This window comes from Algicella marina, from assembly GCF_009931615.1.
GTDB lineage: Bacteria > Pseudomonadota > Alphaproteobacteria > Rhodobacterales > Rhodobacteraceae > Algicella > Algicella marina.
On the sequence record NZ_CP046620.1, the window covers coordinates 3194296 to 3217930 of the forward strand.

Annotated in this window: 17 protein-coding genes and 1 tRNA gene; 5 read left to right on the plus strand and 13 right to left on the minus strand. The window is 59.3% G+C overall.

Annotated features, from left to right (window positions below):
- Nucleotides 1-67 precede the first annotated feature (67 nt).
- Nucleotides 68-616: a TetR/AcrR family transcriptional regulator gene (locus GO499_RS15765; RefSeq protein WP_284154777.1), complete on the plus strand. Its 549-nt coding sequence runs from the start codon at nucleotides 68-70 to the stop codon at nucleotides 614-616.
- Nucleotides 617-770: 154 nt separating this feature from the next.
- Nucleotides 771-1610: an alpha/beta fold hydrolase gene (locus GO499_RS15770; protein ID WP_284154778.1), complete on the plus strand. Its 840-nt coding sequence runs from the start codon at nucleotides 771-773 to the stop codon at nucleotides 1608-1610.
- Nucleotides 1611-1991: 381 nt separating this feature from the next.
- Here the strand turns inward: GO499_RS15770 and mtgA are convergent, their stop codons facing one another.
- The 7 genes from mtgA to GO499_RS15805 all read right to left on the minus strand — a co-directional run bounded on the left by mtgA (nucleotide 1992) and on the right by GO499_RS15805 (nucleotide 11369).
- The gene (mtgA, locus tag GO499_RS15775; RefSeq protein ID WP_161863074.1) at nucleotides 1992-2732 is read right to left on the minus strand and encodes a monofunctional biosynthetic peptidoglycan transglycosylase; all 741 of its coding nucleotides are present in this window, start codon (nucleotides 2730-2732) and stop codon (nucleotides 1992-1994) included.
- Between the two features lie 55 nt (nucleotides 2733-2787).
- Nucleotides 2788-7314 (minus strand): glutamate synthase large subunit, encoded by a 4527-nt coding sequence (gene gltB, locus GO499_RS15780; RefSeq protein ID WP_161863075.1) that lies wholly within the window; start codon nucleotides 7312-7314, stop codon nucleotides 2788-2790.
- A gap of 70 nt (nucleotides 7315-7384) precedes the next feature.
- Nucleotides 7385-8224: an alpha/beta fold hydrolase gene (locus GO499_RS15785; RefSeq protein ID WP_161863076.1), complete on the minus strand. Its 840-nt coding sequence runs from the start codon at nucleotides 8222-8224 to the stop codon at nucleotides 7385-7387.
- A gap of 15 nt (nucleotides 8225-8239) precedes the next feature.
- The gene (locus GO499_RS15790; protein WP_161863077.1) at nucleotides 8240-8884 is read right to left on the minus strand and encodes a hypothetical protein; all 645 of its coding nucleotides are present in this window, start codon (nucleotides 8882-8884) and stop codon (nucleotides 8240-8242) included.
- A gap of 10 nt (nucleotides 8885-8894) precedes the next feature.
- A complete protein-coding gene (locus GO499_RS15795; protein ID WP_161863078.1) occupies nucleotides 8895-9329 on the minus strand; it encodes a GFA family protein in 435 nt (144 codons plus the stop codon).
- A complete protein-coding gene (locus GO499_RS15800; protein ID WP_161863079.1) occupies nucleotides 9322-9762 on the minus strand; it encodes a GFA family protein in 441 nt (146 codons plus the stop codon). Before GO499_RS15800 ends, GO499_RS15795 begins: the two co-directional genes overlap by 8 nt.
- 134 nt (nucleotides 9763-9896) lie before the next feature.
- Nucleotides 9897-11369 (minus strand): NAD(P)-dependent oxidoreductase, encoded by a 1473-nt coding sequence (locus GO499_RS15805; protein WP_161863080.1) that lies wholly within the window; start codon nucleotides 11367-11369, stop codon nucleotides 9897-9899.
- Nucleotides 11370-11759: 390 nt separating this feature from the next.
- On the opposite strand from GO499_RS15805, the gene GO499_RS15810 reads away from it, so the two are divergent.
- A complete protein-coding gene (locus GO499_RS15810; protein ID WP_161863081.1) occupies nucleotides 11760-12563 on the plus strand; it encodes an undecaprenyl-diphosphate phosphatase in 804 nt (267 codons plus the stop codon).
- Here GO499_RS15810 and GO499_RS15815 read toward each other — a convergent pair whose 3' ends face one another.
- Nucleotides 12564-13553, minus strand: coding sequence for a complex I NDUFA9 subunit family protein (locus GO499_RS15815; RefSeq protein WP_161863082.1), 990 nt, complete (start codon nucleotides 13551-13553; stop codon nucleotides 12564-12566). It abuts the gene before it with no gap.
- Nucleotides 13554-13722: 169 nt separating this feature from the next.
- Here GO499_RS15815 and GO499_RS15820 point away from each other — a divergent pair.
- Nucleotides 13723-13809 (plus strand) — tRNA-Leu (locus GO499_RS15820).
- Nucleotides 13810-13850: 41 nt separating this feature from the next.
- Here the strand turns inward: GO499_RS15820 and GO499_RS15825 are convergent.
- On the minus strand, nucleotides 13851-14693 hold the full coding sequence (locus GO499_RS15825) for a M15 family metallopeptidase (protein ID WP_161863083.1): 843 nt from the start codon (nucleotides 14691-14693) through the stop codon (nucleotides 13851-13853).
- Between the two features lie 256 nt (nucleotides 14694-14949).
- Between GO499_RS15825 and GO499_RS15830 the strand changes: the two genes are divergently transcribed.
- Nucleotides 14950-17250 (plus strand): serine/threonine protein kinase, encoded by a 2301-nt coding sequence (locus GO499_RS15830; protein WP_161863084.1) that lies wholly within the window; start codon nucleotides 14950-14952, stop codon nucleotides 17248-17250.
- On the opposite strand, the gene GO499_RS15835 is transcribed toward GO499_RS15830, so the two are convergent.
- Genes GO499_RS15835 through tssL form a run of 4 tightly spaced genes read right to left on the minus strand, consistent with a single transcriptional unit; the run spans nucleotide 17215 to nucleotide 23631 of the window.
- On the minus strand, nucleotides 17215-17970 hold the full coding sequence (locus GO499_RS15835; protein WP_161863085.1) for a PP2C family protein-serine/threonine phosphatase: 756 nt from the start codon (nucleotides 17968-17970) through the stop codon (nucleotides 17215-17217). The genes GO499_RS15830 and GO499_RS15835 overlap by 36 nt on opposite strands.
- Nucleotides 17967-18644, minus strand: coding sequence for a type VI secretion system-associated protein TagF (tagF, locus tag GO499_RS15840; RefSeq protein WP_161863086.1), 678 nt, complete (start codon nucleotides 18642-18644; stop codon nucleotides 17967-17969). Before tagF ends, GO499_RS15835 begins: the two co-directional genes overlap by 4 nt.
- Complete coding sequence (gene tssM / locus GO499_RS15845) at nucleotides 18644-22207, minus strand: type VI secretion system membrane subunit TssM (RefSeq protein ID WP_161863087.1); 3564 nt, start codon at nucleotides 22205-22207, stop codon at nucleotides 18644-18646. Before tssM ends, tagF begins: the two co-directional genes overlap by 1 nt.
- A complete protein-coding gene (tssL, locus tag GO499_RS15850; RefSeq protein WP_348520784.1) occupies nucleotides 22204-23631 on the minus strand; it encodes a type VI secretion system protein TssL, long form in 1428 nt (475 codons plus the stop codon). The genes tssM and tssL overlap by 4 nt, the downstream gene beginning before the upstream one ends.
- Nucleotides 23632-23635 lie beyond the last annotated feature (4 nt).

The window sequence follows — 23635 nt, forward strand, 5'->3', positions numbered from 1 at the left end:
TTACCGGGCGGGTCGGTTGCACGGTCGCCGGCCAACATCGACATCAAACAGTATTTTCGGAGAAATCATGCCCCGCCCCAAGACCGTATCTGATGAGGAAGTTCTAGGTGCAGCTTTGGATGTCATGGCAAGCCGCGGTATGATTTTCACGTTGTCTGACATCGCACGGCATGTGGGTCTATCTCGGGCGACATTGATCCAGAGGTTCGGTGATCGGGATTCGATCCTCCGCAGGATTGCCGAGCAAGAGGTTGAAGCGACCCGTTTATGGCTTGAAGGACTTCCGATTATCGAGGGCGACGATGCGCTTTGGCAGTTTCTCGAAATGATCGTCAGCAGCATGGGACAGGGAGATGGCTTTTCTGCACGTGTTCAAATCGCAGCTTTCGAGTCGCGCGACGCCAAATTGCGATCACTGGCTGCCCAAAGATATGCCCTTGTCCAGAAGGCCATTGCTGCCCGGATTCCGAACAACGCGGAACGGTTTGAAACGTCGCAGCACCTCCACGCGATCATTGCCGGAGCCACAATGCAGTGGGTTGTCACTGATGGATCCGAAGGATTGTCCGATTTCGTCCTTCGCAGGCTTCGTTGGGCGGTGGACAACCTCGCGTAAGACTTGACCGTGCTTTAACTTAATCGATATATAACCAACATGTAGGTTATATATTTCGGGATTCGAGATGTACCGTCGGGGATTTCTTGGTGGGCTGGTTGCTTTTGGGGCATTGCCGCAGACCACTTTAGCTCAAATGAACGGGGAGCAAGATATGAGGATGATCAAGTCTCAGGGCATCCTTATCGCCACGCAAGTATTCGGCGTACCTGACGATCCGGCTCTGATTCTGGTGATGGGCGCGACGGCCTCGATGCTGGGGTGGCCCGATGCATTTTGTACCGCACTAGCGAACCGTGGGTTTTACGTCATTCGGTTTGATCATCGCGACACGGGGCAATCGACAACGGTGCAGCCCGGCGAGGCAAGCTATGCGGTGGAAGACTTGGCAGCCGATGTTATCGGGGTTATGGACGGCTACAATCTAGACAGCGCCCATATTCTGGGCATGTCTTTAGGTGGGTATATCTCGCAGATCGTTGCCCTGACCCATCCCGGCCGTGTCCGATCGCTCACGCTCCTTGCTTCGGAACCCCTCGGCTGGGACGGCCCCGCGCTGCCTCACATCTCGCAAGAATTCCTCGATCATTTTGGGATTCTGGCGTCTCTGGATTGGGCGAGCGAGACGGCAACAATAGAATTCCTGCTGACCAGCGAACGACTGAGCGCCGGGTCGGGCCAGGCTTTTGACGAAACCTACATGCGCGGCCGCATCAGGCAGATACTTGCGCGCACGACCAGCCCCGCCAGCATGTTCAATCATGCGATACTCGATACACGACAAGACTGGATAGGCCGTTATCGCGACATAACCGTTCCGGTTCTGATCCTCCACGGTTCGGATGATCCAATCCTCCCAGTTAAAAACGGTGAAGCACTTGCCGCAGGTATCGCAGGATCGGAGTTGATCGTCGTGGATGGTGTAGGGCACGAATTGCCTCTTTCCAAAGTCGAAACGATTGCCGACCTCATAGCGGGCGGTATCCCGCAATAAGGCGGCCTTCGACATTCCTTCAGGGACGCTCGCAAGCAGCCATTCGCTGCATAGCAGAAGATGGTTAAAGTGGGCTCGTAGTTGCAATTAGCTGCGGTGTTCACCGGTGATCACAACGCGGGGCTTTGCTACCGTTCGTCAGCTGATTGGAATATCAGCTATGAGATTGGCAGCTCGAAAGTCGCTTTCTCCGTTGAAACCATGATGGAAGTCCGAAATTTTTGGACATTCTTGTCTGCATAAATAATTGTGCGTGAAAGTCTCGTAGCCGGGGATGTCCTTTGCCATGACGACGAGGATGAAATCCGACTCGCCCGCAATACACTAATCGGCGTGCCCAGGGCCAAAACGCCAGAGCGGCCCCCCGTGCATCTCTTCCCCTCAGCCAAAGCGGAAACAGGCCGCCCGCCCCTCCGCCTCCAGCGTCCGCGCCCCGGCGGCAATACTCCGTGCCCGCCGCTGCAACCCGGCGGTCGGCTGGCTGGCGGAGCGATCCTTGGGGTTGGGCAGCACTGCCATCAACGCCGAGGAACGCTGCGGGCCCAGGTCCGCCGCTGCCATCCCGAAGTAGTGCTGCGCCGCCGCCTCCACCCCGAACACGCCGGTATCGAACTCCGCGACGTTCAGATACACCTCCATGATCCGCCGCTTGCCCCACAGCCCCTCGATCAGCACCGTGAACCCGGCCTCCAGCCCCTTGCGCACCCAGCTTCGCCCCTGCCACAGGAACACGTTCTTCGACACCTGCTGGCTGATGGTGCTGGCACCACGCCGCGCGCCGCCCTCCAGCGCCTCCTGAATGGCATCAAAATCAAACCCGTAGTGATCGCAGAACTTGGCATCCTCCGCCGCCGCCGCGCTCAGCGGCAGGTGGCGCGACATCCGCTCCAGCGGCACCCAGTCCCGCCGGAACTCGCCGTGTCGCACCCATTCGGCTGCCTGATAGTAGTTGATCGGTGGATTGACGAAGCGGAACATGCCCACGAAGAGCAGCAGGAAGACGCAGACGCCGACAATCGTCATCCCCGTCCACCGCAGCAGCCGCCGCCACAGTGCCGGTTTCTTCTTGCCCTTTGATTTCGCAGGCTTCTTCGCGGTCTTCGCCGGTTTTGCCTTCGCCATGCGCTGCCTTTCAATCCCCCCGCCGGGTCCACCCTAGCGGGAGGATTGTGTCAAGTCACTCGGCTGGTATCGCCGCTTCCTCGTCGGACAGCGGGTGCGACAGGCGGCTCAGCATCTCCTTCGGACAGATCTGCACGAAATTGCCAAGCTCCTCGTCCCAGTTGCGCAGGATATCTGCACCGCGCGGGCTTCCCGTCTCGGCCACATGGCTCTCGATCAGCTCCCTCAGCACGCTTTCCCAGTGGGCGGATTGTACCGTCTGGGAGATAATGCTCTCAGGGTTCATCCGCTCCTCGATCTCACCGTTGGGATCGTACAGATAAGCCATGCCGCCCGTCATCCCGGCGCCGAAATTGTCGCCGATGGCACCGAGGATCACGGCAACTCCACCCGTCATGTACTCGCACCCGTTGGAGCCGCAGCCCTCCACCACCACGTGGGCGCCGGAGTTGCGCACGCAGAACCGTTCGCCGGCACGGCCCGAGGCGAACAATTGCCCCGCCGTCGCGCCGTAGAGCACCGTGTTGCCGATGATCGTGTTCTCATGCGGCACCAGCGGGCTGCCAAGCGGCGGCCGCACGACGATACGCGCACCGGACAGACCTTTGCCCACGTAGTCATTGGCATCGCCGGAGACCTCGATCTTCAGCCCCGGAGCCCCGAAGGCTCCAAGGCTCTGCCCGGCGGAGCCCTGCAACTTCACCGTCAGATGGTCCTTCTGTAGCCGGTTCTGCATCCCGAAACGCTGCACGATGTGGCTGGAAACCCGCGTGCCGATGGTCCGCAGCGTGTTCTGCACCGCATAGGAAAGCTGCATCTTCTCGCCATCCTTGAAGAACGGCTCCGCATCCGCAACGATCTGGGCATCCAGCGTATCGGGCACCACCTGACGCGGCTTGTTGCGGTCATAGTGGATCGCCTCCGCCGCATCGACAGAGATCAGCAGCGGGTTGAGGTCGAGGTCGTCGAGATGTTCGGAGCCACGGCTAACCTGCGTCAGCATGTCGGCCCGCCCGATCACATCGTCGAGGCTGCGCGCACCAATGGATGCCAGAACCTCGCGCACTTCCTGCGCGTAGAAGGTGATCAGGTTTACCACCTTGTCGGCGTTGCCGGTGAACTTGGCCCGCAACTCGTCCTTCTGGGTACACACGCCCACCGGGCAGGTGTTGCTCTGACACTGGCGCACCATGATGCAGCCCATCGCGATCAGGGCGGCGGTGCCGATACCGTATTCCTCGGCGCCCATCATGGCAGCGATAACGATGTCCCGGCCCGTCCGCAGCCCGCCATCGGTGCGCAGCGTCACCCGGTCACGCAGCTTGTTCATCGCCAGAACCTGATGGCCCTCGGTCAGCCCCATCTCCCACGGCAGACCCGCGTATTTGATGGAAGTCTGCGGGCTGGCGCCGGTTCCGCCATTGTGGCCGGAAATCAGGATGACATCCGCCTTCGCCTTCGCCACCCCGGCGGCGATCGTGCCGACGCCGGACTGGCTGACCAGCTTCACCGTCACCTTGGCCCTCGGGTTTATCTGCTTCAGGTCATAGATCAGCTGCGCCAGATCCTCGATTGAATAGATATCGTGATGCGGCGGTGGCGAAATCAGCGTGACCCCCGGCGTCGAATGCCGCAGCCGTGCGATCAGTTCCGTCACCTTGATGCCGGGCAACTGCCCGCCTTCGCCGGGCTTGGCACCCTGCGCCACCTTGATCTCCAGTTCCTCGCACTGGTTCAGGTATTCCGCCGTCACCCCGAACCGGCCGCTGGCCACCTGCTTGATTTTCGCACTCGGATTGTCGCCATTCGGCTCCGGGTGGAAATGCGCCGGGTCCTCGCCGCCCTCGCCGCTGTCGGATTTGGCACCGATGCGGTTCATGGCGATGTTCAGCGTCTTGTGCGCTTCCGGGCTCAGCGCGCCCAGGCTCATTCCCGGTGTCACGAACCGCTTGCGGATCGAGGTGATGCTCTCCACCTCCTCGATGGGAATCGGCTCGGAAACCGGCTTGAAGTCCAGCAGGTCGCGCAGGTGGATCGGCGGTGCCGAACGCATCATCTGGGAATACTGTTTCCACAGATCATAGGAAGACCGGTCGCAGGCGCTCTGCAGCACATGCATCGCCTGCGCGCCCCAGGCATGGGTCTCGCCGGACCGGCGGGACTTGTACAGCCCCCCGATCGGCAAAACATCCTGTCCCAGCTTCCAGCCCTTGGCGTGAACCGCCTCCACCTGTTTCTTGATGCCTGAGACCCCGATGCCGGAAATCCGGCTCAGCATGCCGGGGAAGTATTCCGCAACCATTGCCCGCGAAAGCCCCACGGCCTCGAAGTTCAGGCCGCCGCGATAGGACGAAATCACCGAGATTCCCATCTTCGACATGATCTTCAGCAGGCCCTGGTTGACTGCTTCGCGGAAGCGCTCCACCGCCACGTCCAGCGTCTGGTCAAGCAGGCCACGCTTGATCCGGTCGGCAAGACTGTCCTCCGCCAGATAGGCGTTCACCGTTGTCGCACCGCATCCGATCAGCACCGCGAAATAATGCGGATCCATGCACTCGGCAGACCGGACGTTGAGGGAGCAGAAGGTCCGCAATCCCTTGCGCGTCAGCCATGAATGCACCGCGCTGGTCGCCAGGATCATCGGCATCGCCACCCGGCTCTCGCTCTGGCCCGCATCCGACATCATGATGTGCTTGGCACCGGCCCGCACTGCTTCCTCTGCCTGCTGGCGGATGTCCTCCAGCGCCTCGCGCAGGGTATTCCGCTCGCCGCCGGCGGGGAAAGTGCAATCGAGCGCCACCGCATCTTCGCCGAAATAGGTCGCCATCGCGTCAAATTGCGCGTTGGAAACCACCGGGCTGTCCAGCGTGACGATCTCGGTCTGGTTGTTGTCCTCGTCCAGCACGTTCTTCAGGTTGCCGAACCGAGTCTTCAGGCTCATCACCCGATGTTCGCGCAGACTGTCGATCGGCGGATTGGTAACCTGGCTGAAGTTCTGGCGGAAGAAGTGGCTCAGCGGCCGGTACTGTTCGCTCAGCACGGCCGACGGCGTGTCGTCACCCATCGAACCGATCGCTTCCTTGGCATCCTCCGCCATCGGTGCGAGGATCGTCTCCAGATCTTCGAGGCTGAACCCGGCCGCGATCTGACGCTTGCGCAACTCGTTGCCTTCGAACAGCGGTGCTTCCGCCTCCGTCTGCAGCACATCTTCCAGCGCGTTGATGGATCCGACCCACTCTCCGAATGGTCGCGAGTTCGCCAGCAGGTCTTTCAATTCGGTGTCGTGGAACAGCCGCTGCTCGGTCATGTCCACCGCCAGCATCTGCCCCGGGCCCAGCGCCCCACGCTCCACCACCCGGCTTTCGTCCACCGGCACCATGCCCGTCTCCGAACCGGCGATCACCAGCCCGTCGTTCGTCACCACGTACCGCATCGGCCGCAGCCCGTTGCGGTCCAGCCCCGCACAGACCCAGCGCCCGTCGGTCATCGCCAGCGCCGCAGGTCCGTCCCACGGTTCCATCACGGCGTTGGAATAGTTGTACATGTCCACCCAGGCCTCTGGCATCTTCGTGGCGATCTTGCTCCACGCCTCCGGCACCAGCATCGCCTTTGCCATCGGCGCCGACCGCCCGGCCCGCACCATAACTTCGAACACGCCGTCCAGCGCCGCACTGTCCGACGCCCCGGCCGCGACGATGGGCTTGATATCCTCCTGCAGATCCCCGAACGCGTCCGACGCCATCCGGATCTCGTGGCTCCGCATCCAGTTGATGTTGCCCTTCAGCGTGTTGATCTCGCCGTTATGCGCCAGCATCCGGAACGGCTGCGCCAGCCACCACTGCGGGAAGGTGTTGGTCGAATACCGCTGGTGATAGATCGCGAACGCACTCTCGAACCGCTCGTCCTTGAGGTCGGGGTAGAACTCCGCCACCTGCTCGGCCAGCATCATCCCCTTGTAGATGATCGACCGGCACGACAGGGATGCGAAATACAGGTCCTTCATCCCTGCCGCCTGCTTTTCGATCCGCCTGCGGATGACGTACAGTTCCCGCTCGAACGTCTCCTCGTCCACGCCCTTGGAGTTGCGGATCAGGATCTGCTCGATCTCCGGCCGCGTCGCATTCGCCTTCTCCCCCAGCACCGAGATATCCACCGGCACGTGCCGCCAGCCGTAGATGGTATAGCCCATCCGCAGCACCTCGGTCTCCACGATGGTCCGGCACGCCTCCTGCGCGCTGAAGTTGGTGCGCGGCAGGAACACCATGCCCACGGCCAGCATCTCGTCGCCCGGCTCGTGGCCGGTGCGCCGCACCTGATCGCGGAAGAAATCCACCGGAATCTGCACGTGGATGCCCGCGCCGTCGCCCGTCTTTCCGTCCGCATCCACGGCCCCGCGATGCCAGATCGCCTTCAGAGCCGTGATCCCGGCCTCCACCACCTGCCGCCGCGGCTGCCCGTCGATGGCCACCACCAGCCCGACCCCGCAGGACGAATGTTCCTGCTCTTCGCGGTAAAGACCGTCCTTCGCCAGACGCGTCCGTGCCGCTTCCATCTTCTCGGCCCAGTTCATGTCGTTCGTCATGGCTTCAACTCCTCGCTCGGGGAAGGCCGCTGGCCCTCCGGTAATGCTATGCCGGGTGCAATGCACCGTCTCATTGCGCCGCTCCTCGAACATCATCGGGATGCGGCACTTTCAGAATTTCCTTGTAGTACCAGTGGTTTGGATGCGTCTCCCAGGTCTCACCCGGCTGGCGCAGTCGTGCCTTCACCTGCCAGATCACCTTGCGGAACTTCTGGAAACGGTCCTCGAAGGCGGCGTCGAACAAGGCTGGCAGCGCGCCAGCCTCCTTCAACTTCGGCGTCACAGCATGGCCGATCATCGGCACGATGAAATGGCGGATGTTGGGGCCCTGCGGAAACCGCGACCAGTGCAGGATGTCGCACCCCTGCCGCCCGTGCAGCACGTAATAGGCGATGTCGTCGCTCATCTCTTCGCCGACGGGTCCGAGCGTGAATTCGGCAATCGCCCCCCGCTCCTCCGGCCAGCGCGGATCACCGGGCACCAGTTCGGGGTCCGGGTGATACTGCGGCCCGAAGGCCAGCACCGAATGCACGCCGAGCCGCTTCGCCAGCCGCATGGCGCCATAGGCCCCCATCGAGTAGCCCACCGCCAGCACCCGCTGCGACCCCCAAGCATCCAACTGCCCGCGCACGACCTCCACGACCTTTTCGGCCAACCCCTTCGTCTGATACCAGCTCTGCGTCTTGTCGGTCACGAAGATGCAGGCCCGCTCGCCGCCCTTGGAGGCCGTGCCGATGAATTCCGACTGCCCGCCACGCGCCGCGTAATTTCCGTTGAGCGAGGTGAACACCACCACTGCCTCCGTCCCGGTGCCGGGAATGGCGGAGATATAGAGCGTGCCGTCCTCGAAAAGACACTCCGTCCGCAGCCGCTCCCGTATCCGCTGTATGCCCTTGCGCAGGTTCAGCATGGCGTCACCCGATCCTCACTCATGCAAAGGCTCTCCGGGCTCGATCAGAAACTCGAAATTGGCGACCTCGGCTGCGATGCCACTCGCGCGCTCCAGCGCTGCCTGCGCTTCTTCGGACAAGACGACCGTCAGGCAGATATTGTGCGGGGAGGTGGGCAGATAGCATGTGCTCATTTTGGCATATCGCAGCGCCGGATACTCTCCCGCCGCCTCTTCCGGAAATACAGCCCTGAAGCCGGAACCATCGTGGATCGTCACGATGCCACCGCTCTGCCGCTCCCAGCCGAAGGGCTGCCTGCAGAACAGCAGATCAAAATCCGCGAAAACAGGCAACGCGTCTTCGATGACCACGTTAATCTCAAAAATCTCTTTGGTCAGCCCGCGCGTGACGGCCATCCTTTTTCTCTGCTCGGTCCGCGCGGGAATCCCCTCACCACGAACGCGAAACGGGCGTTCCATCCCTTCGCATCCCTCGTCGGGGAACGTGACCGTGGCCGTATTGGGTGCAACGTCTTCCGCACTCTGTGCAGCAGCAGGAAATACTCCGGTCAACAGCAGGCAAGCCAGGGCCACCGAAATCGCCCGCACGGAATTAAAGGCGAAGCCCGCCCTCCGGCCCGCCGCTGCGCTGTGATGCCCTGAATTGTTGCGGAACTTCACCACCGGAATCCTACTCCCCCGCCCCGATGGACTTCATGAATTCCTTCTCGGTCATCCGCACGTGATCGCCCGCGAAGGCGTAACCGTCCGGCTTGCTGTCCACGAAGATCTCCTTGGCCAGCGGCAACCCGTCGCGCGCATCCAGCGTGCCCACGCCCATCGCGTAGACGCCCTTGTGCGGGCCCTCCATCGTCAGCCGGTAATAGAGGTGCGAGCCGCAGGTCTTGCAGAAGGCCCGCTCCGCCCAGTCGGAAGACTGGTAGGCCGTGATGTTGTCCACACCCTCGAAGGTCACGCCGGCGGGGCTGGTGTCGAAGCCCACATGCACGCCGCCGCCCCAGCGCTGGCACATGCCGCAATGGCAGGCCGTCAGTGCATTGATCTCGTCCGTCACGGTGAAGGTCACGGCGCCGCACAGGCAACGCCCGGTTCTCGGTTCAGCCATCCGCCTTTTCCTTCTCAAGAAATGCCTCGAGTTCCGCCAGTTCTTCCGCCTCCGTCGTGCGCGATGTTCCGTCCACAAGTTGCATCCATGGCGCACGCTGGTCCACGAAGATCTCGGACTCCATGGTCAATCCATCCTGATCGTCCAGCAAGCCCGGCGCGACATAGGCCACGGGCCGGCCCTGCATCCGCCAGTAAAGCGTGGTACCGCAGGTGCCGCAGAAAGTCCGCTCACCCCAACCGCTGTGGCGATAGCTCGCGATGGCGGCCTCTCCGGTCGTTTCCAGAACGTCGGCCCGGATGGAATAGAGCGGCCCCCCGCCTGTCCAGCGGCGGCACTGGCTGCAGTGGCAGGCACTCACGCCACCGCCTTGCACGGCGATGCGCAGAGTAACCGAACCACAGAGACAGCGGCCTGTCCGGATATCGCTCATAAATCGCCCGTCCTCTCGTCGGTTGCCGAATTTGGTAATGATCGCTGACCTGTCGGTTTTCGAAACTTCGGCAAAACCGGCAAATCAGCCATACCAAACCCATACCAAACCCATACCAAACCCAGATCGGGCTTTTACTCCGCCGCTACGCTCTCGGCGGCCTTGGCGTTCAGGCTCTGGATGATGCTTTCCGCGGCCTCGCGACCGTCGCGGATCGCCCACACCACCAGCGACGCCCCGCGCACGATATCCCCGATGGCATAAACGCCGGGCAACGCCGTTTCCTTGGTGCCGAAATCGGCCTTCACCGTGCCCCAGCGCGTCACTTCCAGCCCCGGTTCGTCCCACAGTTTCGGCAGTTCCTCCGGTTCGAAACCCAGTGCCTTGATCACCAGGTCGGCGTCCTCGGTGTAGTCCGCACCCTCGATCACTTCCGGGCTCTGGCGGCCGGTGGCATCCGGTGCACCCAATCGCATTTTTGCGACGCGCACCCCTTTCACGCTGCCGGTCGGCGTTTCGCCGTCCGGGCCATTGCCTTCCCCGACGAAGCCGCGCGGCGCGGTCAGCCAGACGAATTCCACGCCTTCCTCTTCGGCGTTTTCCACTTCCCGCTGGCTGCCGGGCATGTTTGCCCTGTCGCGCCTGTACAGCAGTTTCACCGATTTCGCGCCCTGCCGCACAGAGGTACGCACGCAGTCCATCGCCGTGTCGCCACCGCCGATCACGACCACGTTCTTGCCGTCGGCGTTCAATTCGCCGCTGTCGTACTCGGGCACCTCGTCGCCGAAGCTCTTGCGGTTGGAGGCGGTCAGGAAGTCAATCGCGCGTACGATACCGTTCAGTCGCGCACCCGGCCCGCCCAGTTCGCGTGACTGGTAAACGCCGGTGGCGATGATCACCGCGTCATGTGCTTCCCGGATCTCCGCGAAACTGATGTCCTCACCGACATTGCAGTTCAATTTGAAGGTGATACCGCCCGCTGCCAACTGGTCGTTGCGGCGCGTTACCACGTCTTTTTCCAGCTTGAATCCGGGGATGCCGTAGATCAGCAACCCGCCTGCCCGGTCGTACCGGTCGTAGATCGTCACCTGAAAACCCTGCCGCCGCAGCATGTCCGCTGCCGCCAGCCCGCCCGGCCCCGCGCCGATGATGCCGATGGATTCCTTGCGTTCCTGCCCAGGCTGTATCGGCTTCACCCAGCCCTTTTCCCAGGCCGTGTCCGTGATGTATTTTTCCACCGCGCCGATTGTCACCGTGCCGTGGCCGGACTGCTCGATCACGCAGTTGCCTTCGCACAGCCGGTCTTGCGGACAGATGCGCCCGCAGATTTCGGGGAAGGTGTTGGTCGCCTGGCTGACCTCATAGGCCTCCTGCAACCGCCCCTCCGCCGTCAGTTTCAGCCAGTCGGGGATGTTGTTGTGCAGCGGGCAATGCGTCTGGCAGTAGGGCACGCCGCACTGGCTGCACCGCCCGGCCTGTTCGTTCGCCTTCTCCGCCGCGAATTCCCGGTAGATCTCGTCGAAATCACCCTTACGCTCTTCCGCCGCCCGCTTTGGCGGCGTGGCGCGGGCTACATCCACGAACTGCAACATCCTATTTTGCGCCATCAACCGGATCTCCCGAGACCATATGTTTCGCACCAAAGGACCGGCGACACGCCAGCCCACCAACCGCCCGAAACGGTCGTAACCTTTACAGATCAGCAGACATTTCCGCCTGGAATGCAGCTTTCATGATGCCCGGGCCGCAACCATCACCGCGCCAACCCAAAACACCAAAAACAACCCACATCCCCTGTGAGACCCGAGTCATAGCGCGGTCTAAAATAAAAATAAAGTCATACTTGCTGACCTAAATGACCGCGATTTGCACTTCTTCGCCAAAAACTCGCGCAATTTTTTCTATTTTAGGTATCAAACCGGACCTATCTATCACTCTGGCCCTGTTTACACTGAGATGATAGCACACGCTCATAAACATCGTCAGAGTTTTTCCACATGACCCTCGCACATCTTCTGATTCTTGCCATCGTGCAGGGCATCACCGAGTTTCTGCCTGTTTCTTCATCAGGACACCTGATCCTGCTGCCTGCGGTTATGGGCTTTGACGATCAAGGAACCGCCCTCGACATCGCAGTTCACGTCGGCACCTTGGGCGCAGTCATGCTCTATTTTTGCGCCGACATGATGCGGATGATCAGGGGAATCGTTCCGCTGTTGAGAGGAAATCTTGCGGATCCCGACGCCCGGCTAACTTTCCTGCTTGTGATAGCAACGATCCCAGTCGTCATTTTTGGACTGGCGCTGAAACTCACGGGTTTCGTCGATGCGCTCCGCTCGCCGGTCGTGGTCGGATGGTCGACCCTGATCTTCGGACTCGTTCTCTACTGGGCTGACCGCACCAACCCCGAAATCCGAACGGCAAAGGTTTGGACGGTGCGCCACGCCATAACCATGGGCCTATGGCAGGCCATTGCCCTCATTCCTGGCGCTTCCCGCTCCGGCGTCACGATCAGTGGAGCGCGTGCGTTGGGATACACGCGAACCGAAAGCGCCAGATTGGCGATGCTGATGTCCATCCCGACCATTCTTGCATCCGGCACACTCCTCGCAGGAGATGTCGTGGGCGAAGCAGACTGGAACCTTGCCAGACAGGCCGCCATAGCGGCTGCCTTTGCATTCGTTGCAGCCCTTGTAGCCCTAATACTGATGATGCGCCTGCTCCGCAGCATCAGCTTTACGCCCTATGTCGTCTACCGCATCTTTCTCGCCGTAGCGATCCTGGGCTACGCCTATCTTTGATCAGGCTTTCATGTGCTTGGCGGATTCAGTGATGTCGGAATACTGACCATACGGCCGGTAGCTGTACAGGTACTCTTCCAGAACGCCTGCCATTTCCACCGGTTCAATACCGAGTTCGGCGAATCCCTTCGCACCCTCGGAAACTACGTTGTCGTTCTCCAACAATGTCACCTGGTCGCGCGTCACGGGCGCAGGTAGCAAACCGCCGGACATCCTGCTGAGAAAATCAAATATCGAGCCCTGAACCCGCGCGACACCAAATGGAATTGGGGCAATCCATTTTCGGCGGCGAACCACCTTCAGCACTCGCTCCATCAATCCGCGGAACGTATCGACCTCCGGGCCACCAAGTTCATAAACTCCTGCTTCAACTTTTCCCATAGCGGCTTTCTCCGCAGCCTTGGCAATGTCGTCCACGTAAACAGGTTGAAATCTTGTGTCCGCTCCTATCACAGGTAAAAATGGTGCAATCCGCGCCATTCCGGCAAAACGGTTGAAGAATTGATCTTCCGGACCAAAGACAATTGAGGGCCGAAGGATGACCGCGCCAGGAAAGGCTTCGATCAAAAGTTTTTCACCTAGCGCCTTCGAACTCGCATAATCGCTCTCGCTGTCTGAGTCTGCGCCGATCGCCGAAATATGCACCAGGCTGGCCACGCCTTCTGCGGTAGCTGCCCGAGCAATTCGTCCTGCGCCGTCCGCCTGCACCTCTTCGAACGTCTGCTTTCCGCTGGGTGCAAGAATGCCAACCGCGTTGACCACCGCGGAGGAACCCAAAACTGCGGCAGCAACGCTCGCATCATCACGTATATTGGCGAAGACAGGCTCAACCTGCCCGACTGTACCATAGGTGCGGACGAACAAAGCCTCGTTGGGACGTCTCACAGCAACGCGAACCCGCCAACCTGATCGCGCCATGCGTCGCGCAATATAGCGGCCTACAAAACCGGAGCCACCGAAGATCGTTACGAGGGGTGATGCGTTTGTCATGACGAGCGCCTTCCTGAGGTTTCTCCCGAAATACCGCTCATGATCTAATGCAACAAGGATGAATTCCGGATGAAGCCAGATGGATCAGGTCGACCGCCGGGAAAACCTGCTGTTATCCCGTTGACACCCGTTTCCAGCGCGGCTAAACGGCAGGCTCCGAACAGCACCTGCCCAGGTGGCGGAATTGGTAGACGCGCTGGCTTCAGGTGCCAGTGTCCGAAAGGACGTGGAAGTTCGAGTCTTCTCCTGGGCACCACCGGTTCGAAACTCTAGGCACCAGTTTCGACAGAAAGGCTGTCAAAGCTTGCCTTCGGTACGCCATTTCAGAACCTGTTCCTGACTCACTTCGAAATGCATACTGTCCTCGCGCGAGAAGCCTGCACCCCAAATCCATCCCTCACTTCTAAAGAAATCGGCTAGGATCGTCAGGCCAAGTTGGGTGTAGCCGTCACCAAGTGTGTCTAGGTGGCCATCGATATTCAAATCGACCGCTAGTCCGAATGAGTGACTTGAAAGCGCGTTCCGACTCCCCCGAATTCGCCGTACACAGAGTGAGCCCGCTGTACTGATCCGGTCATGCAAGTCCGGGTCGCTGTCTCGGACATTTTCGAACACACGACGAAGGGAGTCGACCGCCGGGTCGAGCATTCGAACCTTGATAGGCCCAACGTCCGCGACGACAAGCTTGCCCTTCAGGGTTGGGTTCGTCATTGGCTCGCAAGTATCGCCCAACTCCTCCCGGGGGCGGCCCAGCGTTTGCTCAAGAAACCGCGGTCCGGCAACCGAAATGCCCTTGTTTACGTTTCTGCGGTTGGCAATCAGCACAACCTGCGCGTAGGCATCGATAATGGAATTGACACCGTCTCCCGGCAGGATTTCCTCCTGAGGTGAGCCAAGAGACACTGGAGGTATGGCAGAAGGTGACGGTGCCGGCGGTCTTTGCTCCAGCGCAGTCATCCTTTCCTGCATCGCTTCAATCTGCTGGCGAAGGTTCTCGATTTCGATGCGGGCACCGCTATCGACGGCTGGGCCACCAAAACTGTCTACTGGCGCTTCCGAGAGTAGCTTTGGTAACACAATCCAGACGACAGGTACCATTATGATGGCAACCGCTATCAGGATCGCTGGCAAAAACCGCATTTCCTTCCTTTCACTCGCCGCAAAAACGGGGCAAATACCTTGTAGCCACTTGCCAGACCGAAATTAAGGACATTGTTCGAGGTGTCATGTTCCGGCAATGGCGTTGTTCTGGTTCACACAGTCGTATAGTCTCTCGCAAGTAAGAACGGGCATCAGATGCAATTGAATTCAGGAACAATTTTTCCGGCTCTGGTTGGCCTTCAACCTCATCGAGGGGTCTTGATGCGGGCCTTTGTGCTCCCGGACATGTTGACCAATGCTTGAGAGTCGGCCGAGCGATACTTTTCAGCCTGACATGGTGTTGAACAACACCTATCGGATTGAGGGTATCATCGGGCGCGGCGGCACGTCGGAGGTATATCGAGCGCGCAGCGAGATCTCCCAGCGTGTCGTGGCGATCAAGGTCTTGAGATCCGAGTTTTCCGGCAATGAAGATTACCTTCTGCTGATGAAGCGGGAAGAGGAGATCCGGGAGATCCGGCACGATGCGATCGTCCGTTATTCCGAGAACCATCTGACACCGGAAGGCCATGTTTATCTGGTAATGGATTATGTGGACGGTCCGGGATTGGATGAGAAGCTGCACAGTGGCGGCCTGCCGGCAGACGATCTGATGACAATTGCCGCACGACTTGCCGATGGTCTGTATGTCGCACATGCCAGAAACATTGTTCACAGGGACCTTTCGCCGGACAATATCATTTTGCGCAATGGAAATCCGACCGAGGCCGTGATCATCGACTTCGGCATTGCCAAGGACAGCAACCCCGGCGCCGGTACGATTGTTGGTAACGAATTCGCGGGCAAATACTCCTACGCGGCCCCTGAACAGCTGAACGGAACATCGGATTCGCGGTCGGACATCTATTCTCTTGGAGCATTGCTGTTGGCTTCGTTCCGAGGCGAAACTCCAAACGTCGGACGTAACCCGATGGAGGTGATCGCCAAGAAAAACGAGCCGCTGGATACAAGTGGCGTGCCGGAACCGCTGAAATCGCTCATTGATCGGATGACACAACCGAACCCGGATGAAAGGTATCAGTCGGTTCTGGAGATTCTGGACGAGATCGACCCAGCTTTCCAGCAAACCGTAATAGGCGCACGACCAATCAGTGTGGTGCCGAGGCCCGAACAATCAACTGTTGGCATGACAGGCATTCCGCGGGAACCACAGTCGGCCAATCCCGCACGAAAAAAGGTTCCGGTTGTCATTCTTCTGATACCTCTGGCGATCGTCGCCGTGGCTGCAGGAACCTATTTTTCGGGCATCCTGGATCGTGACCAGCTCACTACCTCCGAAATGCAGCCCGTTGCAGAAAAGCCGATCGCCCAATCTATCCCACCCGCCGATACTGAAACAGTAGCAGTGTTACCGGCGGAGCAAGTGCCTGTTGTCGAACCGGAGCCGGAACCGACGCGCACTGCCGCGCCCGAGCCTGAATCCGCGCAAGGTATTCCCCGTGCCGACCCCTACACCTTAATCGGCGAGCGTAAGTCGGGCCAAACACTTCGTCTCGTCGGATATGCGCCGGACGTGGAGACCCGCGATGCGCTGGTTTCTCTCATCGAAGCCGAAGGTGGGGTGGCCGCCGTGGAAATTGCCTCAGGCGACATTTCCGATAACTGGGGCGATACGATGGTTGCCTTGATCACCGAACTTCGCGACTTGCCAGAATGGCGCTTTCTCGCCAGCGGAAACTTCGCCCGGGTGACAGGTGAAACATCGGACCCTGCATTGGCTGAGCGGATCGAAGTGGCATTTAGCCCGGTCTCTATGGACGAGGGATTGCGGGGCGTGGCCACAATCGACATCGTCGGCAATGTGATTCCGCGCGCTTCTGTTCAGGCTGTGATTGACAGGTTTGCCGATTGCGGCCCGTTGTTTCTGCCGCAATCCCCGAATGCAGGTTACGGCGAGGGCGCGGAAGTTTTGGTGGCAGGAACCATGGCGACTGCTGCCCGCAGAGACGAACTTTCGGCTACGCTGCAGAGCCTTGTGGGTGCGCGACCGATCCGAATGCGAACACAAATTCTGGGCGAAGACCTCTGCCGCATCGACCAGATGTTGCGCAACGTTCCGTCGGCGGGTATCCAGATCATCTACGGCTACGGCGCAAAGGACGACCTTAACGCGTCGAATGTCTACCGGGTAGGCGAAAACCCGGTGATTGCCATAAACCTGCCGGAGCAGATTCTTGACGGTTACGTTTGGGCATCTTTCGTCGACGTCACCGGCACCGCCTATCACCTCTTGCCGCATGCCAACCGAGCAGACAATAGCGTTCAGAGCCTGCGGGATGGCGAACGTGGATCAGTTGAGATCCGGCTGACCTGGCCCGTGGAGGATGCCCTGAGCCCGGACAAGATGGCATTCGTGGTGGACGACACAGCGCTCGGTACGGGCAAGTTGGTGGTTCTCCTTTCATCCGAGCCGCTGTTGCAAACGAACCGACCAGCCAGCGAGCCGGTAAGTGACTTCGTTTCAGCGCTGCAGGAAGCGGGCGTCGCCTCGGGAATAATCTCATTCGACAGCAGGCTGCTGATTACCCGCAGATGACCCGTCAGAAGGCACATCCACAACGATGATGGAGATGTTGTCGGCTCCACCACCGGCCAAAGCTATCTGAAGCAGTCGATCACAAACGGTCGTAATCGGCGTCTGCGCGATTTCGGATCTCAGCATTTCCATTGTCGTATATTTGGTGAGGCCATCGGAGCACAGCAGGAACCTGTCACCGGGTTTCACGTCTCCGCGAATTTTGTCCAGTTCCAGTTCATCGCCGACACCTACCGCCCGGGTAATTGCATTGGAATTGGGATGCAATTCCGCCTCGTCCCATGTCATCTGGCCGGCGAGGACCAGGTCGGCGACGATTGAATGATCGGTCGTGAGAAATTCGATTTCATTGTCGCGGAGCCGATAAAGACGACTGTCGCCTGCCCAGAACGCCACAAAATGCGATTCCGTCAACATAAGCGCCACGACGGTCGCGCCTATTGTAGAACCGCCGCGCTCTTTTGCTTCCTGAAGGATTGTATTGTGGGCACCATGGATGGCCTCACGCACCGCCCGCATCTGATCTCCTGGCGATAGTTCCGGAGAAAGCATTGCCACGGATTCCGCAATTGTCTGGCTGGCAAAATCACCAGAGGAGTGGCCCCCCATGCCGTCAGAGACGAGCCACAGTCTTTGTTCCGGCAAACTGAGGATACTGTCCTCATTGATCGTGCGCACTTTGCCTACATGGGTAACGGCACTGCAAAGAAATTCGGTCATTCTTCGGGCACCTCACTGCCGATCCAACCGATATCCAGAAACGCCTTCATATCGCTGGCTTCAGGCATACCCGTATGACACACCATGTATTCGGTTTCGCTCACTCTCGCGCTCCAGACGCTTACCTCCGGATACTGCGATTTAAGAAACCTTGCCGCAAGCATGTCTCGAATGTTTGTTGCACGGCCCGAAAGCCTCCAGCCATTTTCCGCCATTTTGCAATTGCGTCGGGAGACAACAGGAATTTCCCAATTCAATGCGGAGAGACGTTCCTTCAAAACCTCTCGGGACATAGTGTCTTCAAGCGCATCCAGCGCAACGCATTCCAGCGTCTCGAAGAGAGCCGTACCTGAGAGGTGAGCAAATACGGGACACTCGCCCTCTTCGAGTTGAGCTGCCAAAACCAGCGGAAATTGGCGGCCAACTCTGTCGACGGAGTTCATCATTACGCCGATCACGGGTGATGGGCCGGCCAGACCACCGGCCAGACCGAAACGCCAGATGGGGGCGGAGTTGTATACCTCGTTCCAGTTCGGACCGAAGTCGCCCTTTACCTGAACCATCCATCGCTGGATCCATTCGTCGAATGGGCCGACGAAGGCGGCAGGCAGTTCGATCCGAAAGAAATCACCCAATGCCGGCATTTTGCCGTAGGCGCCGAACGAACGCGGCATCAGAGTGACTTCGGACAATTGAAGGTAGAGAGCGCTGGCAGCGTAAACGGGTTCAGCACCGAACCTGTCTGCAAACGAAAAATTGCGATCCTGCCACCGATATTGAATATAACGCGGCTCCTGTCCGATGCATTGGTTTTGCGAACCTCGGCGCTGTCCAACAATCGGAACCAACCCCAAGGTCCATCCCTCACTATATTATTCTCACGCCCCGGCTCGCTGGGGGCGATCGCGACCTTTGCAATCCCGACGGCACCTGGCCAGCTGATGGCTTGAGGCGTCGGTTGGCCGCTGCGGTGATTGAATCCGACCTGCTGACCGTCAATTTCGAGAACCACTGCCAGCGCGTTGGTGTCGAGCGCTTCCGGCGTGATCTGGAAACTGATGGCTGGTGCCGCCCCCGAAGCAAAAAAAGTGTCGCGGATTTCTGCAGCCTTTTGCATCTCTTCCAGCACCTTCTGGGATATGCCAAGGTCGGCGCCGCCATTGGCTTGCTTCCAGGACCAAGGCCGGGTGCGTGTATCGACGAACTCGGACAGATTTTCCGCGAAGAACTGATCGATCATTCCTTGCGGTGCAAACAGGCGGGCAAAATCCTGCATGGCAACATCCGCCTTGGCGCGTCGGTTGATTGGATATCGATCCGAAAGAGCCTGCGTGCAGAATGGCAAGACCTGAGCCTGCCAGCGCGCATTGATCTGTGCGCGGGCTCCATCCGCAGTGATGTCCGAGGAACCCGACGATATTTGGTTCGACCACCGCTGGAGCGGACCATCAAGCCGGGCCGTCGCCTCCCGGAACCGGAACAATGCAGAGTTATCACCAGCTCCGCCGCCGCCTGCCAATTCGATTTTATTCAGTTCACGGTACACGTCACCGAGGATTGCGATGATGCCATCCAGTTCCGAAGGTTGGCCGTCAACCCGGGCGACTAAACTGGAAAGCCAGGCAAACCGCTCTTCCACATAACTACCAGGAGGCGCGGGCTGTCCGTCTGCACCGCTACCTGCGGCTTGGGAGAGCGCGCGGAGAAGAACGGCGTTCGTTCCTCTCGCCCGCTGCCGGACGAGTTGGCCTGCGACGGCTGTAGCACCATCGGGAACTTCGATTTCGGCAGACTGCGGCGGCTCGGCCAGCCGAGTCTCTTCGCTGATCGCGGTCAGAATGTTCACGACCGGCGATGTCGGCCCGGACAGTACGTTTGTTACGTCAACGGCTTGGCGGAGGCTGCCGAGCGGAATGATATCAACATCGCCCAGAATACTTTCATACCGCTCAGCGTAATCGGTGTAGTAGAGATCCAGCACGTCGCGGCTCATGGTCAGAAGTGCTGCCTCACTTTGCTCCGCCTCGCCACGCGGACCCAAGACCCAGCTTTCACGCTGAACCCTTTCGGCAACACTGAGTGCCTCATTCAGGAAGACCTCGTGAAACCCTTTCCTTGTGAAGATGCCTTCAATGCCCTCCGATAGCGGCTTCCCGGAGGGGCGGACGAGAACACGGCTGACGGCAGGACCTCCAATATCAGTCAGGCGCCATTCAGGTAGAGCCGTCGCCGCCGGGCTGTTGACGATGCCACTGTAGATTCGTTCCGCCAGTGGCAATTCGCTCAATAGAACTTGTACCTGCTCTACCAGAGGGCCATTCAATTCGATTGCAAGCATCGGCTGGGATAGCAGTTCATCGAGGTGGAAGGCGAAATCAGCACGGACTTGGACATTGGCCTCGCCCGGATAGGTCAGAGACCAGTCGATCTCCATCCAATCCTTGATCAGATCGCTACTCATCGGCCCCTGTAGCCCCAGCATTAGGTAGACCTTCAGGGCCTCATAGAGGAACTCGGAATTGTTTATGTTCCCCTGCATTTGTTCTTCTAGGCGGAGCAGTAGCCGAGGGAGAAAGTGCTGGTTGAGCGCGGAGCGGTAAGTCTGCGCGACTTGGTTTCCAACGTGCTCACCCTGATAGAGCCCAAAGCCAAGCCGGGCTGGAACTACGGCATCCGTGACTGCTGGGTTGGCAGGCAGATCCCTTAAAGTGTTAAGAGCCGGGAGGGCGTTCAGTAGATCGGAATCGCCAATCGGATTGCCCGGTATCGCAGAGCTTAGTGCGCGGTAGCGATCTATATCGGCTGTAGCAGTTGCCAAGAGCTGTCTGTTGCCGATGAAGCTATTCGCCCAGAATGCACCGCAGCCGATAGAAACGGCCAAGGCGGCGGCAATGGCACCGGCCCGAGCCCAGCGATAGCGACGTTCTACCTTGTCATCGGCGGAAACGAGACCAGCCTCGGGGAACATCACCTTGTCAAACAGGTTTGTGAGGAAATAGGACCGCCCTGTTCCCTGTCCAGAACCTATGGCCTGCCGGCCAATACCGAACGTTCGAGCCATGCCCATCATCAGGCGGTCGATTGGCGTGCCTTCCTGAGTGCCGGAAGTCAGATAAACACCACGAACGAAGTGCATGTCTTCAAAACGGCTGCCCTGAAAAACCTCGGTAAGGAAGTCTTTTGCAATCGCACGGATACTGGCCATCTGCATTGGGAAACCAGCAACCAGTGCCCGTCTTTCCGGGTCCGACTCTTCCTTGATACGTTTCAAGGATTGCGCGTTGAGCTGTCCGAGCAACGCGGAAAACTCTTCGTCGAAACGGGCGAGGATAGCCGGTTCGCCATCGTTCCCCTCAATCGGTAGCGTAAAGCCCCAAACCTGTTGGCGATCTTCCCTGCCAAGCGGCTCAAAAAACTCTGCAAAACCAGCCACTAGATCGGCCTTGGTAAAGAGAACGTAAATGGGAAACCTCACGCCTAGCCGTTCTCTCAGTTCCTGCAAGCGCGTTCTAACAGCCAGCGCGTGGCTCCTTTGTGTCGACGCGTCCTGCAACGCAAGATCCGACAGGGAAATAGAAACGATGGCTCCGTTGATGGGCTGGCGAGGCCGGTACTTCTTGAGCATCGTCAGAAAGCCCAGCCAGGCGGATTTGTCTGCTTCCCTGTCACTCTCCTGCGTGGTGTAGCGGCCTGCAGTATCCAGCAGTACGGCTTCGTTGGTGAACCACCAGTCGCAATTACGGGTACCGCCGACGCCACCTATTGCCGATTTGCCGATTTCCTCCGACAAGGGAAACTGGAGTCCGGAGTTCACTATCGCTGTTGTTTTTCCGGCCCCGGGTGGGCCAATCATTATGTACCACGGAAGTTCGTAAAGATGGCCTCCGCCTCGATTGGCCTTGCGAAGCTGCGTAATCGCCTGACGAAGCTTTGTGCGCAGGTCGCCAAGCTCGGCTGTCACCACATCGTCGCCCGTCGCTTCCTGGGCGACAATTTCCTCCTCCATCCTCTTGTCCTTACGGGCATTGCGCCACAGGATCAGAGCGATAAAGACGAGAGCAGACAGGCAAAAAGCGGCAACAGAAAAACCACGGGCGAGGCGGCTGTCAAATGGTCGGGCGTCACCGATAGCCAAGAGTGGACCGAAGAACCATATTGACAGGCTCAGCGCGATCGTCACGTAAATGATGATAGCCGGCGAAGAGACGAATGCCCGAAAGAACTTGCCCGCCTTCATTGCGCATCCGTCCTGACGATCGCAATCTCGATCCGGCGGTTCTTGGCGCGACCTTCAGGCGTATCATTCGCCGCAATCGGGGCATTGTCGGCAAGACCTTCTGCGCTGACGCGCGAAGGGTCTGTCAGTTTACCCGCCATTGTCTGCATGACGGATTTTGCCCTCGCTAGCGAAAGTGCCCGATTGTTCGGAAACCGCGCAGTGTTGATTGGAATATTGTCTGAATGGCCAACGACAATGATCGGGCCCGGTTCGTCATTAAGTGCTTCGGCAACCCGGTTTACTGCCGGAAGAAACTTGTCCTGCAGGCTGTCGGACGCCGAACTAAACATACCGTTGCCGGTCAACCTGATCGTGATGGTGTTGCCATTCTGGAAGATGGTCACGAGGCCCTCGGCAACCTCTTCTTCCAGAAACGCCTTCACCTTGTTTATCTGTTCAACCGGAGGCGGAGGCGGAGGCGGAGGAGGCGGCGCTCTTCTCAGAAGTTCCGGTCTCCCGACGGGCTCCAGAACGGACAGTTGACCCACAACCCGTTCTGTCTGGCCGCTGAGGGCATAGAGCAAGCTCGTGTATCCGACACCCAATAAGGCGGCGAGCGCACCGAATGCGATCAGGAGCGGGCGCCAAGCGGATCTGGCCTTATGCGCCTTTTTAACGCCATGCCAATGCGGAGATAGGTCATGCTCGATTTCCGACCGCTGTGCCTGAATGACCTCGGCGAGATTGCTGCGTATCTGCTGATGCTTGTCGCGACCATTTTCAGCAATGCGCAAGCGTCCCTCAAAGCCGAGCGACATGCACATGAACATGAACTCAAGCACGTCGACGTTTTGGCCGGGTTGTTGCTGAAGTTTGGCAAGCAGATCGTAAAATCTGTCTCCGCCCACAGTTTCACGATGGAAGGTGGCGACGAGCGACTGTAGGGCCCAGATGGATTGTCCGCCCCATGGTGTATTCAAGACCACATCATCCAGGGTGGCACAGATTGCATATCGCGCCATCTTCACCTGTTGTGGATCAATGCCAATTTGCAGAGCACGGCTCTCGAAGTTACGCACCTCGCCCACGACCGAGCGGCGCAATGCTTCCGCGTCGCGGTGCTGAGCGCGGTTACGGATCCGGCTGACAAGCGCAAAGAGCGTCGACCCGCAGGCATTGAGCCGATTCATACCAGTCATCGCCTGTGAAACCGGCGTTTCCTGCTGCCGGGGCGCAGTCGATACCGGACCAGCCCCTTGTGGCAGGCCGTAATCCTGCACCTCGGCTTGCCGTGCCTGCACCGGAGGGTCCTGCGGTGCAGGAGTTGCAGCAGCAACAGGCGGAGCAAGAGGCGCGACGGGGCGACGACCACCCGGATTGGGGCGGATCACTGTTTTTTCAGTGTCATCCGGCTCTGCAAAGGGGTCGTCGTCGGACATCATGCAA

Excerpts from the sequence above, each read along its gene's own strand:
- GO499_RS15815 (WP_161863082.1), bottom strand. The coding sequence starts at position 13,553 with ATGACAAACGCATCACCCCTCGTAACGATCTTCGGTGGCTCCGGTTTT.
- GO499_RS15770 (WP_284154778.1), top strand. The coding sequence starts at position 771 with ATGAGGATGATCAAGTCTCAGGGCATCCTTATCGCCACGCAAGTATTC.
- GO499_RS15810 (WP_161863081.1), top strand. The coding sequence starts at position 11,760 with ATGACCCTCGCACATCTTCTGATTCTTGCCATCGTGCAGGGCATCACC.
- tssL (WP_348520784.1), bottom strand. The coding sequence starts at position 23,631 with ATGATGTCCGACGACGACCCCTTTGCAGAGCCGGATGACACTGAAAAA.
- GO499_RS15825 (WP_161863083.1), bottom strand. The coding sequence starts at position 14,693 with ATGCGGTTTTTGCCAGCGATCCTGATAGCGGTTGCCATCATAATGGTA.
- GO499_RS15805 (WP_161863080.1), bottom strand. The coding sequence starts at position 11,369 with ATGGCGCAAAATAGGATGTTGCAGTTCGTGGATGTAGCCCGCGCCACG.
- GO499_RS15785 (WP_161863076.1), bottom strand. The coding sequence starts at position 8,224 with ATGCTGAACCTGCGCAAGGGCATACAGCGGATACGGGAGCGGCTGCGG.
- tssM (WP_161863087.1), bottom strand. The coding sequence starts at position 22,207 with ATGAAGGCGGGCAAGTTCTTTCGGGCATTCGTCTCTTCGCCGGCTATC.
- tagF (WP_161863086.1), bottom strand. The coding sequence starts at position 18,644 with ATGCCGCGTTCGTTCGGCGCCTACGGCAAAATGCCGGCATTGGGTGAT.
- mtgA (WP_161863074.1), bottom strand. The coding sequence starts at position 2,732 with ATGGCGAAGGCAAAACCGGCGAAGACCGCGAAGAAGCCTGCGAAATCA.
- GO499_RS15800 (WP_161863079.1), bottom strand. The coding sequence starts at position 9,762 with ATGAGCGATATCCGGACAGGCCGCTGTCTCTGTGGTTCGGTTACTCTG.
- GO499_RS15835 (WP_161863085.1), bottom strand. The coding sequence starts at position 17,970 with ATGACCGAATTTCTTTGCAGTGCCGTTACCCATGTAGGCAAAGTGCGC.
- gltB (WP_161863075.1), bottom strand. The coding sequence starts at position 7,314 with ATGACGAACGACATGAACTGGGCCGAGAAGATGGAAGCGGCACGGACG.
- GO499_RS15830 (WP_161863084.1), top strand. The coding sequence starts at position 14,950 with ATGCTTGAGAGTCGGCCGAGCGATACTTTTCAGCCTGACATGGTGTTG.
- GO499_RS15795 (WP_161863078.1), bottom strand. The coding sequence starts at position 9,329 with ATGGCTGAACCGAGAACCGGGCGTTGCCTGTGCGGCGCCGTGACCTTC.
- GO499_RS15765 (WP_284154777.1), top strand. The coding sequence starts at position 68 with ATGCCCCGCCCCAAGACCGTATCTGATGAGGAAGTTCTAGGTGCAGCT.